Origin of the sequence: Paenibacillus sp. PAMC 26794 (assembly GCF_000316035.1) — a bacterium.
In the GTDB taxonomy this organism is placed as follows: Bacteria; Bacillota; Bacilli; order Paenibacillales; family Paenibacillaceae; genus Paenibacillus.
In genome coordinates this window covers 13,231-29,873 of the sequence record NZ_ANHX01000075.1, presented here as the reverse complement: position 1 = coordinate 29,873, position 16,643 = coordinate 13,231, and the positions used below count along the sequence as shown (strand labels likewise).

Sequence of the window (16,643 nt, the reverse complement as noted above, 5' to 3'; positions counted from 1 at the left end):
TAATGGGTAAAACACCTGTGGGCAGATCAAAGGCTCCAACTAACCAAGGAAAATCTGCCGGTGCAAAAAGGCGCCTCATGCTTTGGATGACGTTTATGATTGTATTTGTAATATGGGCAGGATATACATTCCTTGTGCAGACTGCACAAATTTCGGACAAGAGTTCTCATCTGGCCACTCAGCAAGCTTCAAAGGAAGATACGTTGAAGAAGCTGGAACAGTTGAAGTACGAGGTCAGCCGGTTGAATGACCCTGAATACATAGGACAGCTGGCACGGAAAAAAGGATATTATCTTCCTGAGGAAACGCCGATCCAGGTTGAAGAGTCAGGGAACTGATGGAATTCGGTCCATTACCGAGCTAGATTTGTTATCCGTGTGTCTGAAGTCGTTAAACCGGAAAAAATAGGCTCTCTGATGGGGTAGTGTTCAGTTGACCTTGGTTTACGGCATAATGTATAATTACATTAGCGCAGCATTGATTTTGGCATTCAAAAAATCGGGTTGTATATTTTTAAGGGAGGATCATTTTATTCTATGGCAATTGAAGTGGGCACCAAGTTAGAGGGCAAGGTGACAGGAATCACGCATTTTGGAGCATTTGTGGATCTGTCAGGAGGTGTCACGGGTCTCGTTCACATCTCGGAAATCGCCGACAATTACGTCAAAGATGTCAACGACCACCTGAAGCTGAATGACCTCGTTACAGTGAAGGTTATCAACGTTGACAAGGATGGCAAGATCGGACTTTCCATTAAGCAAGCTGTTGACAAACCGGTTGAGCAACAAACACAATCCAGACCCCCGAGAGCTCCTAGACCGGAACGCAGTGGAGGAGATCGCGAACGATTCAGCGGCGGAGGCCCTAGTGGTGGCCAAGGTCGTGGTGGCGGCGGCGGTGGATTTAACCGTGGTGACCGCGGAGGCCGTTCTTTCAAGCCCGCAGCAGGCAAACCTTCATTTGAGGATAAAATGTCACGCTTCCTGAAAGATAGTGAAGAGCGGATCTCTTCGCTTAAGAAGAACACAGAAGGCAAACGCGGAGGCCGTGGAGCCAAGCGTGTGTAATCTGTCACAACCTGATCTAAACATATAAGTAAAGCCGTTAGCCCATGGGCTAACGGTTTTTTTTGCGTTTCTTTCACATATGAGCAGGTGAATAGCTTTTTTTGTAAGGTGAAGCTCCATATCCCCAGTTTTTCTGCACGGCAAAATGGAACCATAAGAACATTTGTCGTCTACCATTTTTTACCGACAGGTTTCCGTGGCATTCCACAGTTATCCTGCTCAAATGATGGCGAGACCAAACCATCTCCGGTTCAAAATCAGACATTCCGATTGTCGGAATCAAGTAGGAGAATGAATGAAACCACAATAAGGCCGGGGGTTTCGCTCCACCGCGCTAAGCTTGTTTCTTTTGTCGTAAACTTTTTGGACCCTGCTCACCTATTCTGACAAACTACGTCTTCTAATCTATCTATAATCAGAACCATCGAGAACGAAACACGAAAATTCAAATTAATCGAATGGGGTGCCTTGAGGATGATGGAAAAGTGGAATGTCATTCAATTTCCGGGAATGAAAGCAGGTAAAGGAGGTACGGAAGCTCGGGAGGAGCTGTCGGTACGTCTGAAACAATGGCTTGGCTCCCGCAAGGCTGTCCAGATGGTTGCTTCCCGAAAATGGGTACTGCTGCTCACGTTTATGGGATTTCTGCTCGGAAAGGCGATGATCCTGAATGAGTTATCTCCCTTTGCCATTGCTTACTTCGCCGTAATTGCTTTCATGCGCAGGGATTACATCATTCCAGTAGGCGCCGCGCTACTCGCAGGTAGTCTCTTTGCACCGTTTCCAGTACCACTCATTGTTGCATCGGAGATCGCCATCTTTTATCTGTTCTTCCGCGGGCTGGAGTCATATGATCGTGCTGAATTATCTTATGCACCGACGATGGTGTTTACCACTACATTTATGGTCAAATTATTCGCGGTCGTGATTGGACCATCCTTCAGCTGGTACGCCATGCTGATGCTCACGATGGATTCGATATTAAGCTTCGTGCTCACCCTTGTTTTTATACAAGCCATACCGATCTTCACCTATCGCAAAAAAAAGTTCAGCCTAAAGAACGAGGAGATCCTCTGCCTGATCATATTGCTCGCTTCCGTTATGACGGGAGCAGTAGGGTGGACCATTCAGTCTTTATCCGTCGAGCATATGCTCTCCCGTTATCTCATATTAATCTTTGCGCTGGTGGGCGGAGCCCCCCTCGGAGCCTCAGTTGGGGTCATTACGGGCTTGATTCTGAGTCTGGCTGACATGTCAGCAGTGTATCAGATGAGCCTGCTTGCTTTTGCCGGGATGCTGGCGGGTATGCTTCGAGAGGGAAAACGTGCGGCAGTCGCACTGGGCATGCTGCTTGGGTCATCCATTCTTTCGATATACCTGGGCGGACCGGGCGATGTGATGAACTCATTATGGGAGACATGTGCAGCTATCGTTCTGTTCATGTTGACACCTAAGGGCATGTTGACGGCGATATCCAAATATGTGCCGGGTACGCAGGATCACACGAAGTCCCAGCATGAGTATGCCAAACGGATACGAGATGTCACGGCAGAGCGGGTAACCCGGTTCTCGCAGGTATTCCGTCAACTGTCACGCAGTTTCGATCAGATGTCTGGTGCGGGGGAGCCGGTACAAAAAGAAGGTGGAATGGATCATTTCATGAATGCGGTTGCCGAGAGCACATGTGCGAGCTGCTTCAAGCGTGCACAATGCTGGGATGCGAAGTTTATTCAAACCTACAAATATATGACGGACGTGATGAGTGCCATTGAAGGGAACCCGGAGATTTCAGGCAAGCAGATTCCAGTGGAATGGAACAGAGTGTGTGCGAAACCGGAAGAGGTCCTTGAAGTCATGCGTGCCCAGTATGGACTGCATCAACATAACATGCAATGGAAGCGTCAAATTATTGATAGTCGGCAGCTGGTTGCGGAGCAATTGTCCGGTGTATCCCAGGTCATGGAGGATCTGGCCAAAGAAATTCAGCGGGAAAGTGAGGAGATGGTGCAACAGGAGGAGCAGATTCGTGATGCACTGGAGTCACTGGGCCTGTCCATTCATTCCATTGAGATTATCAATCTGGAAGCGGGCCATGTGGAGATTGAGATTGTACATGCGTATACACGGGGATTTGATGAGTGCCGGAAAATGATTGCTCCGCTGATCTCGGATGTATTGGACGAGCATATCGCCGTCTTGCATGAGACCATGACCGACCCTCGTCAGGGACTCGCGACTGTAACGTTTGGCTCGGCCAAAACCTTCGAGGTTACCACGGGTGTTGCTGCCGCCGCAAAAGGGGGAGATGTGATGTCAGGCGACAGTTTCAGTACAGTTGAGTTAGGCAACGGTACATTCGCGGTGGCGCTCAGTGATGGAATGGGCAATGGAGAACGAGCACGGATGGAGAGCAGCGCGGCGCTGAACATACTGGAACAGTTGCTACAGTCCGGCATGGACGAGAAACTGGCGATCAAATCCGTGAACTCCGTTCTGATGCTGCGCTCCCCTGAAGAGATGTATGCCACAGTGGATATGGCGCTGATCGATGAATATACGGCAGAGACAACATTTATGAAAATCGGATCGACGCCAAGTTTTATCAAACGAGGACAGGAGGTTATTCAAGTTTCCGCCAGTAATTTGCCGATCGGTATTATTAAGGATATTGAAGTGGATCTGGTGACGGTACAGCTGCAACCAGGTGATATTCTCATTATGATGACGGATGGCATCTATGATGCACCGGGGTATGCGGTGAACAAAGAGCTCTGGATGAAGCGCCTCATTCAAGAGATTGATACAGATGATCCACAGGAGTTGGCCGATTGTCTGCTTGAAAGTGTCATAAGATATCAGCAACATGAAATTTTGGATGATATGACCGTCGTTGTTGGAAAAGTAGAGCATTTCCGTCCTGAATGGGCCACACTTCGTGTGCCTGGCATCAACCGGATGGAGCGTCCGCGCACCGTCAGTTAATTGCATAATCTTCTGTTTGAAGTCTCTTCATTCTGGCAATGCTAGTCATAGAGTTGGAGAGTAACGAATAACGGAGGGATATCGGATGAAGCAAATCTTGTTGATCACCGACGGTTGTTCCAATGTAGGACCAAGTCCGGTGCTGGCAGCGGCCGAAGCGCAGGAAGAGGGGATTACGGTTAATGTGGTTGGTGTGATTGATTATGGAACCATTGGTGAGCTGGGCAGCCGGGAGATCGAGGATATTGCCAGAGCCGGAGGTGGAATCAGCCAAATTGTAGGTACACGGCAGCTTGCCCATACCATGCAGATGATGACAAGGAAAACGGTGGTTCAGACCATTCAGCAGGCGGTTAATAGAGAGTTAACACAAATTTTGGGAGAGAAGGAGGCCAAAACGGTAACGGATCTGGAGCCTGCACAACGCGCCCGGGTCGTGGAAGTGATGGATGATATGGCTGAAACTACAGCCTTACAGGTTATATTGTTAATAGACGTCAGTGCCAGCATGAAGCCCAAACTGGCTGCGGTAGAAGAAGGCATTCGCGATTTAATGTTGAGTTTGCAGGCGCGTATAGGTCAGAGCAAGCTTTCCGTATTTCATTTTCCGGGACGGCACAGTGGAGAAGATGTGGTAATGGATATTGACTGGACAACAGATCCAGGCCGTGTTCGGTCCCTGTTTGGACGTTTGCAGATGAAGGGTGCAACGCCGACAGGTCCTGCAATTCAGAAGGTGATTGATTTTTACCGTTATGGTACACTGGAGAAACAGCAGGAAATAGAAGGGAACTATCGCATTGAAAGAGAAGGGATGCTCGGTGACAACGTTGTCTGACGCCTCTTTCCCGCCAGGAACAGTGGTTACAGGGAAATGGAATCGCAGTCGTTACACGATTCGGAAGCTACTGGGCAAAGGAGCTAATGGCATCGTTTTTCTTGTCCAACGGGGTGAAAATGGCAAACACTACGCGCTAAAAATGGGATTTGATCCGGTTGATCTGCAATCGGAAGTCAATGTACTCAAATCTTTTCAACTACAGCGTAATCATGAGGCCCTTCGGCAGAGCGGCATTCCTTCCTATCTTAAAGATGTGGATGATTATGCCGTTCGCGGCCGGGATATTCCCTTTTATGTGATGCGTTACGTTAGAGGTGAGGCACTTCATCACTTCATTCGGCGTCAGGGGACAGACTGGACACTTCTGGTGGGACTTAGACTCTTGCAGAAGCTGGCACAATTACATCAGGCGGGATGGGTGTTTGGTGATCTCAAACCTCAGAATGTGTTAGTATCCGACTATGGGCAGGTGGAATTGATCGACTACGGCGGAGTTACGTCGATTGGTCGAAGCGTCAAACAGTTCACCGAATGGTATGATCGGGGCTTCTGGAATGCAGGCAGCCGTACGGCAGATGGTACCTATGATGTATTTGCATTTGCATTATTATTGATTCATGTACTTGAAGCAGACGCGCTCAAGGCACTGGCAGCCGAAGGATTACCGCAACTGCGAAGTGTGAATCAGCTCGTAGCGCTGGTGGAGCGCAGTGAACGACTGGGTCCTTTTCGCAACTGGACGATTCAGGCTTTACGAGGTCAGTTTCGTGATGCAGGCCATGCGGCACAAGGATGGAAGGAAATGATGGCGCGTCCCACGCCTCTTCGCCGTCGTTCCAAAAGTACAACACCGCGCTGGCTTAAGAACGCATTCGCTTTATCTGTGATATTACTTATTGGAGTGCTCATCTATGCACTACTTTTCTGATCTGTGAGAGTGCATATACATAACGCAAGGAATGAGGAACAGGTATGGAGGCTTTACGCTGGAGCATGCTGGTGAAGAACGTGCTGGATGCAGCGGAAGAGCATCAGTTATGGGTTCCCGGGGATCGGATTGTCGTCGCAGTATCGGGCGGGCCGGACTCGGTAGCTTTTTTGCATATCATGCACGAGATCAGCATGCGGCATGTCCCGCTTGAATTAATCTGTGCCCATGTACATCATGGCTTCCGGACTGAATCTGATGACGAAGCGGAGAAAATGATGGTACTGGCACAGCAACTTGGTATTACATTTGAATGGACCAAGGCCGATGTACCTTCATATATGGAGCTGACGGGTCAAGGACCACAGGAAGCGGCACGCAACAAGCGATATGCTTTTCTGCACGAAGTAGCTACCAAATATAATGCGGCAAGCATCGCTTTGGCACATCATGCGGATGATCAGGCGGAGACGGTCATGCTTCATTTGCTTCGTGGAACCGGCTTGTCGGGACTCTCAGGAATGAAGTTTAAAAGACGAGAAAAAAATGTGGAACTTATTCGTCCATGCCTTCGTATAAACAAGACAGACCTTGTAGAAGCTTGTAATACCCAGGGTTTTATGTATTTCAATGATGAGAGCAACGCCCTGCGTAAATATCGGCGTAATGCCATTCGCTTGGATGTGCTTCCTTTTTTGGGGCAGTATAATGGACAACTCACGCCGTCATTGAATCGGCTTGCCGAAATTGTGGGTGATGAAGACGATTTCATGGAGCAGAGTGCATATGACACATACAGGTGTCTAGTGCAGGTGAACGGCGGAAGGCAAACCTTTGAGGTGCCTTCCTTCTTGAAGTTACATGTCGCTTTACAACGAAGGTTGATTAAACTAATATTGAATTATCTGCCTTTGGACAGTGATTTTGTCGACTTTACCCGTATAGAAACCATTCGGCACAAGGTCATGGAGACCCATGTGACGACCTGGAGCCTGGATATAGGACAGACACTCGCCTGCACTCGGGAGTATAATCTGATTTCTTTTGGCATACGGACGGACGTACAGGATCAATCTTACGAGTATCGTCTTGCGCAATGGAGTGGAACTTATGAGCTTTCACTCACCCCAATTAACCGGTATATTCGGTTGATGACGGTGAGTCCCGAGGACTATCATGTACCGGAATCGGCGGATCAAGCCGCGTTTGATGCGGATCAACTGCTTATGCCGCTGGTTGTGCGTTCACGGTTACCTGGAGATACCATGAAAGTGATGGGATTAAACGGAAGCAAAAAGGTGAAAAATATTTTCATCGATGAGAAAATCCCCCCATCTGTCCGTCCACGTATTCCTGTGGTATGTGATGGAGCAGGTCATATTATCTGGTTACCAGGTGTTCGACGGTCCAATGTGGCTCCTGTCAGGGAGGGCACTTCCGCAATCCTGTACATGACTGTAGGCGATTCAGCGATTCAGGGGTAGTGGTTATGGTTCAGGTAAGGCTTTCATAGTATAACTTAGGAGGTTCGCACAGTTGCAGAACGACATTCAGGAAGTATTGATCAGTGAAGAAGAAATTCAGAGTAAAGTCAAGGAATTAGGCGCAACACTAAGTGCCGAATATGCAAATCGCAATCCTTTGGTCATTTGTGTGCTCAAGGGTGCGTTTATATTTATGGCTGATTTGGTTAAAAACATAACGGTACCTGTTGAAATGGATTTTATGGCGGTATCCAGTTACGGCGCTTCTACCAAGTCATCAGGTGTTGTCAAAATCATTAAGGATCTGGATGTATCCGTTGAAGGACGGGAAGTTCTGATTGTCGAAGATATTATCGACAGCGGACTTACACTCAGCTATCTGATTGAACTGCTAGAAAACCGCGGTGCCGAGTCGGTGCGTGTGGTTACGCTGTTCGACAAGCCTTCAGGCCGTAAAGTTGAGTTGGAAGCTCATTACACAGGCTTTGACATTCCTGACGCGTTCATCGTTGGTTACGGTTTGGATTTTGCGGAGAAGTACCGGAACCTGCCCTATATCGGGATTTTGAAGCCGGAAGTCTATAGTAGCTAATATCCTGCCCGACCCAAGCCTTGAGCTGTTCTTGGCTTCTGTTGAGAAGCCATGTCGGGCTATGTTAAAATAATTAAAGTGTCTCGAGAGGAGGTAGGGGATGAATCGGTTCATCCGGAATTCTGGTTTTTATTTGATTCTTTTTTTAGTTGTGGTGGGGATAGTCCAGTTCGTCAGCAATGGCGGCGAAGCCACCGATAATCCTAGATATGATCAGTTGCGTGCAGCGATCAAAGCCAACAATGTCTCTGAATTGACGGTTCAATTTAACGGTCAAACGTATCTCGTGACCGGTCAATACAAGAAGGCACCTGATGGCGCCAAATCAGAAAATTTCTCAACGTATATTCCTCCTACGGATGAGGCAATTAGTGAGCTTGTAGCTGCAAGTGAAACTAACAATTTCCAATATCATCAGGAGCCAATGAAAGGTGACAGCATCTGGTTGACGTTGCTGACTTCCTTTATTCCTTTGATCATTATGTTCCTGCTGTTCTTCTTCCTGTTTAATCAGGCTCAAGGCGGCGGCGGTAAAGTAATGAACTTTGGTAAAAGCCGTGCTCGTCTCTACAATGAAGAGAAGAAGCGGGTTACATTTGAAGATGTTGCGGGTGCTGACGAAGAGAAACAGGAACTTGTTGAGGTTGTTGACTTCCTCAAGGATCCTCGGAAATTCGCAGCAGTAGGTGCACGGATTCCTAAGGGCGTATTGCTCGTAGGGCCTCCAGGTACCGGTAAAACATTGCTCGCTCGTGCCGTAGCCGGTGAAGCGGGTGTACCATTCTTCACGATTTCAGGTTCCGACTTCGTGGAAATGTTTGTCGGTGTCGGCGCATCACGTGTACGTGATTTGTTTGAAAATGCGAAGAAAAATGCCCCATGTATCATCTTTATCGATGAGATTGATGCTGTAGGACGTCAGCGTGGTGCTGGTCTCGGTGGTGGTCACGATGAACGTGAACAGACACTCAACCAGTTGCTCGTTGAGATGGACGGATTCGGAGTTAACGAAGGCATCATCATCATAGCCGCAACGAACCGTGCAGATATTTTGGACCCTGCCTTGCTGCGTCCAGGACGTTTTGACCGTCAAATTACGGTTGATCGCCCTGATGTTAGAGGCCGTGAAGCCGTCCTGAAAGTACATTCCCGTAATAAACCACTGACCAACGATGTGAAGATGGATATTATCGCGAAACGTACAACAGGCTTCTCCGGTGCAGATTTGGAAAATCTCTTGAACGAAGCGGCGCTGATTGCAGCACGTCGTAACCGTAAAGATATTTCCATGAAAGAAGTCGACGAAGCGATTGACCGTGTTATTGTCGGTACGGAGAAGAAAAGCCGTGTCATCAGTGATCGCGAGAAACGCATTGTTGCTTATCATGAAGCAGGCCATACCATTGTAGGATACTTCCTGGAACATGCCGATATGGTACATAAAGTGACCATCATTCCGCGCGGACGTGCGGGTGGATATGTAATCATGTTACCTAAAGAAGACCGTATGCTGGTTACCAAAAGCGAGTTGCTTGATAAAGTAACCGGCCTTCTCGGAGGTCGTGTAGCTGAAGAATTGTTCATCGGAGAAATTGGTACTGGTGCATACAGTGACTTCCAGCAAGCGACAGGTATTGTTCGCAGTATGGTTATGGAATACGGTATGAGTGAGAAATTGGGACCTATGCAATTCGGAAGTTCACAAGGACAGGTATTCCTTGGTCGGGATATCGGTCATGAACAGAATTACTCGGATTCCATTGCTTACGAGATTGATCAGGAAATGCAACGCTTTATCAATGACTGTTATGAGAAGTGTAAGGACTTGCTTGTTAAACATTCAAAAGAGATGCACCTGATCGCTCAAACTTTGCTTGAGGTTGAGACTTTGGAAATGGATCAGATCAAGCAATTGATCGAAACAGGTTCTTTGACTCCAAAAGCAGAGAATGACAATGATGGTGAAGGCACACCAACTGAAGGCGGAGAGCCAATCATCGACACCATCGGTGATGTGCGTGTTCGTATTCAAGGTAAAGATGACACGCCTGAGCCACCAGCCGGAGATATTCCAAACGAAGCTCCGAATCTGGAAAAGGGTAATAACAATAACCCGGATGATGGCGGAACTAAGCCAACGTCTTAATGCACAATACATCTGGCTATGATAGCAGGTGAAATCAAGAGAGCCCTCGTGGCTCTCTTTTTTTGTCCATTATTTTAAAAGAGGATAGATAAAGATAAACGGGAGTTAGATGGCGAACCAGTTAGCAAACAGGTGGTTACAGCGCTGTTCCGGCCCTTTTTCATTTATTGACAGAGTCGTGAACGTTGTGTAAATTAGTTGTTAAACCGCTTGTGATTCGTTTCTCAAGCGAAGATAAAGACTTAGGTTAGCCCACGAAACAGCGCATGACGCTGTCCCGATAAAGGAGAGGATCACAGGTGGAAGCTCTGGCTTTAGAGCGCAAGGCTGAGATGAACCGCGAGCTGCGTGAGCGGCTTATGGAGTTGAAGAAGGAACGTAATGCCATTATTCTTGCCCATTATTATCAACGTGACGAAGTACAGGAGGTTGCTGACTTCCGTGGAGATTCGTTTCTGTTAGCCCAGAAGGCAGCACAAACAGATGCGGATGTGATCGTTTTCTGTGGTGTTCATTTTATGGGTGAAAGCGCTAAAATTTTAGCGCCAAATAAAACAGTTATTATCCCGGACGAACGTGCGGGCTGCCCGATGGCAGATATGGTGAATGTGGATGGACTACGCAAATTGAAAGCACAGCACCCTAATGCCAAGGTAGTTACTTATATCAATTCCTCGGCTGAGATCAAAGCAGAGACTGACATCTGCTGTACTTCAGCGAATGCGGTACGGGTTATTCAATCGGTGGATTCCGACGAAATTATCTGGGTACCGGATAAAAACCTGGGACATTATGTGCAGCAGCATACAGACAAGAAAATGATTATCTGGGAAGGTTACTGCAACACGCATGATATGCTCACAGTCAAAGATGTGGTGGAGATGAGAGCCAAGCATCCAAATGCAGAGTTTGTTGTCCATCCTGAGTGTCGCCCTGAGGTTGTAGAAATGGGTGATTTTGTAGGCAGCACAACAGCTATTCTGGAGTATTGCAAAAATTCATCAGCGAAGGAATTTATCGTAGGGACCGAAGATGGTACCGGATATCAGCTTCGTCTGGATAGTCCGGATAAACAGTTCCACTTTGCTACCAAGTTCCTCGTATGTCCCAACATGAAAGTGAACAACTTGAAGAAACTGGTGAAATGCTTGGAAACGATGAAGCCGCAAATCTACGTGCCACCGGCCGTTGCCGACAAAGCCAGAGAATCACTAGAGCGCATGTTGTTGGTAAAGTAGGATGCGCTACTCTTGCTCCAAGACAGGTGAATAACATGATACCGCAATATTTAGTTGATTTTGATCTGTCTGCGCTACCCATGGTAGAGACGGATGTACTGGTTATAGGCTCAGGGATTGCTGGTTTGTTTACTGCCATTAAGGCAAGTGAACAACAACGTGTATTAATGATTACGAAGAAGTCATTACTTGAAAGCAACACCAGATATGCGCAGGGAGGCATCGCTGCGGTTATTGCTGAGGATGATTCACCTGCTTACCACTTGCAGGATACACTTGTAGCAGGAGCGGGCTTATGCCGCTCCGAAGCGGTAGAGGTATTGGTGAATGAGGGTCCGGACGGAGTGAAGGAACTGATTCGTTTGGGTACTTTATTTGATCTGGAGAACGGCGAGTTGGCGTTGACGCAGGAAGGTGCGCATAGCCACCGCCGTATTTTGCATGCCAACGGAGATGCAACGGGATATGAGATTGTACGTGCGCTTGCTGTTGAAGTGAATGAACATCCCGGGATTGAAGTATGGGATGAGCATTTTGTTGTTGACCTGATTACAGATCGAGATCGAGGGGAATGCATTGGCGCTCTGGTTCAGAAGGATGACGGATCCCAAGTGTTCGTGAAGGCACAGGCAACTGTTCTTTGCTCTGGTGGGGCAGGACAACTGTACCGATACACGACGAATCCGGATGTAGCTACTGCCGATGGTGTAGCCATGGCCTATCGGGCTGGGGCTATTGTTCGTGACATGGAATTTATCCAATTCCACCCCACCTCTCTTTGTTACCCGGGGGCCCCGCGTTTCCTTGTGTCAGAAGCCGTACGCGGCGAAGGGGCATATTTGCGCAATGTGAAGGGCGAGCGCTTCATGGATCGTTATCATGCCCAGCTTGAACTGGCCCCACGCGATATCGTGGCACGAGCGATTGTTAGTGAGATGGAGTCCACCAACAGTACCTTTGTGTACTTGGACATTACGCATGAACAGCCAGAGATGATCAAGCATCGGTTCCCTACCATATATGAGACTTGTATGCGTTATGGATTGGACATGACAACGGATTGGATTCCCGTTGCACCTGCTGCCCATTACATGATGGGTGGAGTGAAAACGGATCTTAGTGGAGAGAGCAGCATCTCCCGATTATTTGCTTGTGGCGAGGTGTCTTCTACAGGAGTGCATGGAGCTAACCGCCTGGCAAGCAATTCTTTATCAGAAGCGATTGTATTTGGGCGGAGAATTGTTGATCGTATTCAATTTCTCCTTCCGCTTGGTTTATTACAAGCAAGAGGGACTGCGCCTTCATCTGTGGACATGAATAACAAGATCAACAAGATCACGGAAGAGCAAAAGCCGGTATCCGAAAGACGCTTACGATTACAGAAAATGATGGTTCGTCAGGTAGGCTTGCGCCGGAATGGTGAGGACCTGCAGAATGCCATGGACAAGCTGCAACAGGAATTGCAATTTTTTGATCAGACACTCACTCATAAGGAAGAGCTGGAGTATGCCAACCTTCTGACCTGTGCCTGGTTAGTTACCAGCGGAGCATTACACCGCGAGGAGAGTCGGGGGGCTCACTATCGTGAGGATTTCCCGGCACGTGATGATATCGTGTGGCAGAAGCATAGCCTGCAGCAGCGAGAACAAGCGATTGTGGAGGAATTGATGTCATGATACTGAACGGATATAATGAAGGGCTTATCGAATCAATCAAAAACTGGCTTCGTGAAGATGTTGGTGCAGGTGACGTTACAACAAGTGTGACGATCCCAGCAGGCAACCAATCCAAGGCCATTATACACGCCAAAGACAATGGTATTATTGCAGGCATGACCGTAGCTGAACTTGTATTTCAGGTCGTTGATCCTGATCTTTTATTTACACCGAAGGTAACAGACGGAGACCAGGTTACCCATGGCACGATTTTGGCCGAGGTAGAGGGAAGTACACATTCACTGCTTACAGGGGAACGACTGGCACTTAACTTGCTGCAACGTATGTCCGGAATAGCTACGCGTACGCGTGCCTACGTGGATGTTCTGGATGGTCTTGAGACCAGGCTCGTGGATACACGTAAGACAACGCCGGGCCACCGATTACTTGAGAAATATGCAGTGCGTGTGGGTGGCGGAGCGAATCATCGATTTGGACTGTACGATGCCGTTATGATTAAGGATAACCACATCAAGGGTGCAGGCGGAATCACCGAGGCGGTACAGCGTGCGCGAACCGTTATTCCACATACGATGACGATTGAAGTGGAGACTGAAAATCTGGAGCAGGTGAGAGAAGCCTTGCAAGCCAGGGCAGATATCATTATGCTGGATAACATGCATCCAGAGCGGATGCGTGAAGCAGTTGAACTTATTCGTGAACGGGCTCCTCATGTGAAAGTTGAAGCATCCGGTAACGTGTCCCTTCAGACCATTCGTGGTATTGCAGAGAGTGGTGTGGATGTAATTTCGGTGGGCAGGTTAACCTATTCCTTTGAGAGCCTGGATATTAGTCTGGATTTAAATGAAAAGAAAGAGGGGTGAACCTCTTTGATTCTAGTTGTAGACGTGGGGAACAGCAATATGGTGCTCGGCGTATATCAAGGCCGGGAATTGCTGCACCACTTTCGTCTGAGTACATCACGTCAGTCAACAGTGGATGAATACGGCGTATTGATTTATAATTTATTTCATATGTCCGGCATCAGGGCAAGTGACATCGAAGGTGTCATCATCTCATCTGTGGTTCCGCCACTGGTGAATGTAATCGAAGCGATGTGTGAGAAGTATGTAGGCAAAAAAGCTTTGCTCGTTGGGCCTGGTATCAAAACTGGCTTGAATCTGCGATACGAGAACCCTCGTGAAGTGGGTGCAGATCGTATTGTTAATGCAGTGGCAGCCGTTGAGAAGTATGGCGGCCCTCTCGTCGTGGTCGATTTCGGTACTGCAACGACCTTTGACTGTATTGACGAGAAAGGCCACTATCTGGGGGGAGCTATTGTACCCGGCATCCAGATTGCCACTGAAGCGCTCTATGAGCGGGCATCCAAGTTGCCTCGTATAGAGCTGGAGAAACCTAAAAAGGTCATTGGCCGTAATACTATTCATGCCATGCAAGCGGGTATTATATTTGGCTATGCAGGCCAGGTAGATGGTATTGTAGAACGTATTCGCGAGGAGATGGGAGCGAAGCCCCGAGTTATCGCGACGGGTGGTCTCGCTACACTTATCGCAGAAGAAACCCGTAGTATAGAGGAAGTTGATCCGCTGCTTACGCTTGAAGGGCTGCGTATTATATATGAGCGGAACCGGGAAAGGTGAGCATAGAGACGGCATACAGCGGGCTGAGATTACAGCTTAAGTGTTGTGCCGTTTTTTCCGTGTTACGACTATTATGGCGATACGCCAAAGGAGGCTGAATGACTTGGAAAACAACAACAAGCATGACCGGTTAATTCGTGGTACAGCAATGAATGGAAAGGTAAGAGCCTTTGCTATCCAGACTACGGAATTGGTTGAGGAACTACGCAGAAGACACGACACGTTTCCCACGGCTACAGCTGCCATGGGGCGTACGGTTACAACAGCAGCCATTATGGGTGCAATGCTCAAAGGTAAAGAGAAGTTAACGGTACAAGTCAACGGTGATGGCCCTATTGGACAGATTGTAGCTGATGCCAATGCCAAAGGCGAAGTGCGGGGATATGTTTCTAATCCGCATGTACATCTGCCAAGCAATAGCGTGGGGAAACTGGACGTTGCAGGCGCGGTTGGAACGGAAGGTTTCATCAATATAACGAAGGATCTGGGACTGAAAGAACCATACCGTGGCAGTGTGCCTATTATTTCAGGAGAACTGGGCGAAGACTTCACGTACTACTTTGCTCAATCAGAGCAAACACCTTCTGCTGTAGGCGTTGGTGTGCTCGTTGATACGGATAATTCCGTTATCGTCGCAGGCGGATTCATTATGCAGCTGTTGCCGGGATTGACAGATCCAGAGATCACGGCGATCGAAAACGCCATTAGTACATTGCCGCCAGTGACGACGTTGCTGGAGCAGGGGCTTGAATTGGAAGAGTTGCTTCGCCGATTGTTGCCAGATGTACAAGTGATGGAAGGATTGGATATTCATTTTAGCTGTGAGTGTTCACGTGAGCGGGTAGAGAAGACGCTAATCAGCCTGGGCCAAACGGAGATGGAGCAATTAATTGAAGAAGAGGGCCGAGCTGAAGTGGTCTGCCAATTCTGTAATGAAGCCTATGACTTTAACAAAGAACAACTTGAGACCATCCTAGAGCAAGCCAAGAACTGATCTATGCGGGGACGGGATGCGGAATGACAAGACAGGAAAAAGGGTTGTGGACGGCTGTAATTGTCTTGACGCTCGGTATGCTGGTCATGGGTAGTGTGATGGCTATGCATGGTCTCAGACAGGGCAAAGACGAGGCAGATGCGTCTCATGATGCCAATACGGAAGAAGGAAGCACCGTAGCGACGATCAACGGAGAAGTCATCACGGACAAAGAGTGGACCGATGCGCTGAAACGACGTTACGGCAGTGAGTTATTACTCCAGATGTTAAACCGTAAAGCGGTATATGCCGAAGCAATTGAACGCAAGCTGATCGTCACTCCCCAAGAGATTGCAAGAGAACTTGTCGCCGCGATGGATGGGTACGATTCAGAGAAATCATATTTTGACGAAATGAAATCCCAGTTGGGCCTGTCAAAACAGGAACTTGAATTGGAAGCCGGCTACAGGCTGCTGCTTGAGAAAATCGCAACGATCGGTATACAGATCAAGGATGCCGATATTGAGCATTACTGGACTGAACACCGTGAGGATTACGTTTCCCCCGAGAAATATGACTTGTCCATCATCGTAGTGAAGGAAGAAGATGAAGCCGATTCCTTACTGGATGCGTTGGAGAAGGGGGAAGACTTTGAAGAAGCTGCTCGCAAGCAATCGACAGACAGCTTCTCTCGTGATGCTGGTGGGAGGCTGGGATGGATTGAGCGGAATGATCCATTCCAGTCAGAAGAAATCCTTCAACTCGCTGCCGGGCTGGATGTAGGCGATATTGCCGGTCCGGTTCGAGTAGAAGAAGGCTATGTTATTATCAGACTTAATGATAAAGAAGAACGCCAGGTGCAATCGGCCGAGGAAGTCCGTGAGGAGATTCGAATGCAACTGGCTCTGAGTCAGGCTGATCCGTTGCCGCAGGTGGAGCAAATGTTGCGTAACAAGTATGAAGCCGTGATCCTGTCCGAGATTCCGGCCTCCTGAATGAAATGGAAAAGATTGTCTGGTACTGCTGCATCTTGATAAAAATACGCTGTCTACGGTCCTAGGGCCCGAGGCATCGTA

The 16,643-nt window shown here is 48.2% G+C and carries 14 protein-coding genes; all 14 read left to right on the top strand.

Going from position 1 to position 16,643, the window contains the following annotated elements; translation table 11 throughout:
- The first annotated feature begins 2 nt into the window (after window positions 1–2).
- The 14 genes from D829_RS0123490 to D829_RS0123425 all read left to right on the top strand — a co-directional run bounded on the left by D829_RS0123490 (window position 3) and on the right by D829_RS0123425 (window position 16,562).
- A complete protein-coding gene (locus D829_RS0123490) occupies window positions 3–338 on the top strand; it encodes a septum formation initiator family protein (RefSeq protein WP_017691358.1) in 336 nt (111 codons plus the stop codon).
- 198 nt (window positions 339–536) lie between these two features.
- Complete coding sequence (locus D829_RS0123485) at window positions 537–1,067, top strand: S1 domain-containing RNA-binding protein (protein WP_017691357.1); 531 nt, start codon at window positions 537–539, stop codon at window positions 1,065–1,067.
- Window positions 1,068–1,541: 474 nt separating this feature from the next.
- Window positions 1,542–4,049, top strand: coding sequence for a stage II sporulation protein E (gene spoIIE / locus D829_RS0123480; RefSeq protein ID WP_017691356.1), 2,508 nt, complete (start codon window positions 1,542–1,544; stop codon window positions 4,047–4,049).
- A gap of 85 nt (window positions 4,050–4,134) precedes the next feature.
- A complete protein-coding gene (locus D829_RS0123475; RefSeq protein WP_017691355.1) occupies window positions 4,135–4,887 on the top strand; it encodes a VWA domain-containing protein in 753 nt (250 codons plus the stop codon).
- Window positions 4,871–5,818 carry a protein kinase gene (locus tag D829_RS0123470; RefSeq protein WP_017691354.1) on the top strand — a complete coding sequence of 316 codons (948 nt, stop codon included), beginning with the start codon at window positions 4,871–4,873 and terminating at the stop codon, window positions 5,816–5,818. Before D829_RS0123475 ends, D829_RS0123470 begins: the two co-directional genes overlap by 17 nt.
- Window positions 5,819–5,862: 44 nt before the next feature.
- The gene (tilS, locus tag D829_RS0123465) at window positions 5,863–7,302 is read left to right on the top strand and encodes a tRNA lysidine(34) synthetase TilS (RefSeq protein WP_017691353.1); all 1,440 of its coding nucleotides are present in this window, start codon (window positions 5,863–5,865) and stop codon (window positions 7,300–7,302) included.
- A gap of 52 nt (window positions 7,303–7,354) precedes the next feature.
- Window positions 7,355–7,894: a hypoxanthine phosphoribosyltransferase gene (gene hpt / locus D829_RS0123460; RefSeq protein WP_017691352.1), complete on the top strand. Its 540-nt coding sequence runs from the start codon at window positions 7,355–7,357 to the stop codon at window positions 7,892–7,894.
- Between the two features lie 100 nt (window positions 7,895–7,994).
- Window positions 7,995–10,040: an ATP-dependent zinc metalloprotease FtsH gene (gene ftsH, locus D829_RS0123455; RefSeq protein ID WP_017691351.1), complete on the top strand. Its 2,046-nt coding sequence runs from the start codon at window positions 7,995–7,997 to the stop codon at window positions 10,038–10,040.
- Window positions 10,041–10,339: 299 nt separating this feature from the next.
- On the top strand, window positions 10,340–11,278 hold the full coding sequence (gene nadA, locus D829_RS0123450; RefSeq protein ID WP_017691350.1) for a quinolinate synthase NadA: 939 nt from the start codon (window positions 10,340–10,342) through the stop codon (window positions 11,276–11,278).
- Between the two features lie 35 nt (window positions 11,279–11,313).
- Window positions 11,314–12,954 (top strand): L-aspartate oxidase, encoded by a 1,641-nt coding sequence (gene nadB, locus D829_RS0123445; RefSeq protein WP_017691349.1) that lies wholly within the window; start codon window positions 11,314–11,316, stop codon window positions 12,952–12,954.
- The gene (gene nadC / locus D829_RS0123440; protein WP_017691348.1) at window positions 12,951–13,817 is read left to right on the top strand and encodes a carboxylating nicotinate-nucleotide diphosphorylase; all 867 of its coding nucleotides are present in this window, start codon (window positions 12,951–12,953) and stop codon (window positions 13,815–13,817) included. The genes nadB and nadC overlap by 4 nt, the downstream gene beginning before the upstream one ends.
- A gap of 6 nt (window positions 13,818–13,823) precedes the next feature.
- Window positions 13,824–14,594, top strand: coding sequence for a type III pantothenate kinase (locus tag D829_RS0123435; RefSeq protein ID WP_026081372.1), 771 nt, complete (start codon window positions 13,824–13,826; stop codon window positions 14,592–14,594).
- A gap of 103 nt (window positions 14,595–14,697) precedes the next feature.
- A complete protein-coding gene (gene hslO / locus D829_RS0123430) occupies window positions 14,698–15,588 on the top strand; it encodes an Hsp33 family molecular chaperone HslO (RefSeq protein ID WP_017691346.1) in 891 nt (296 codons plus the stop codon).
- Between the two features lie 23 nt (window positions 15,589–15,611).
- Window positions 15,612–16,562, top strand: a complete 951-nt coding sequence (locus tag D829_RS0123425) for a peptidyl-prolyl cis-trans isomerase (RefSeq protein WP_017691345.1) — start codon at window positions 15,612–15,614, stop codon at window positions 16,560–16,562.
- Window positions 16,563–16,643: the final 81 nt, after the last annotated feature.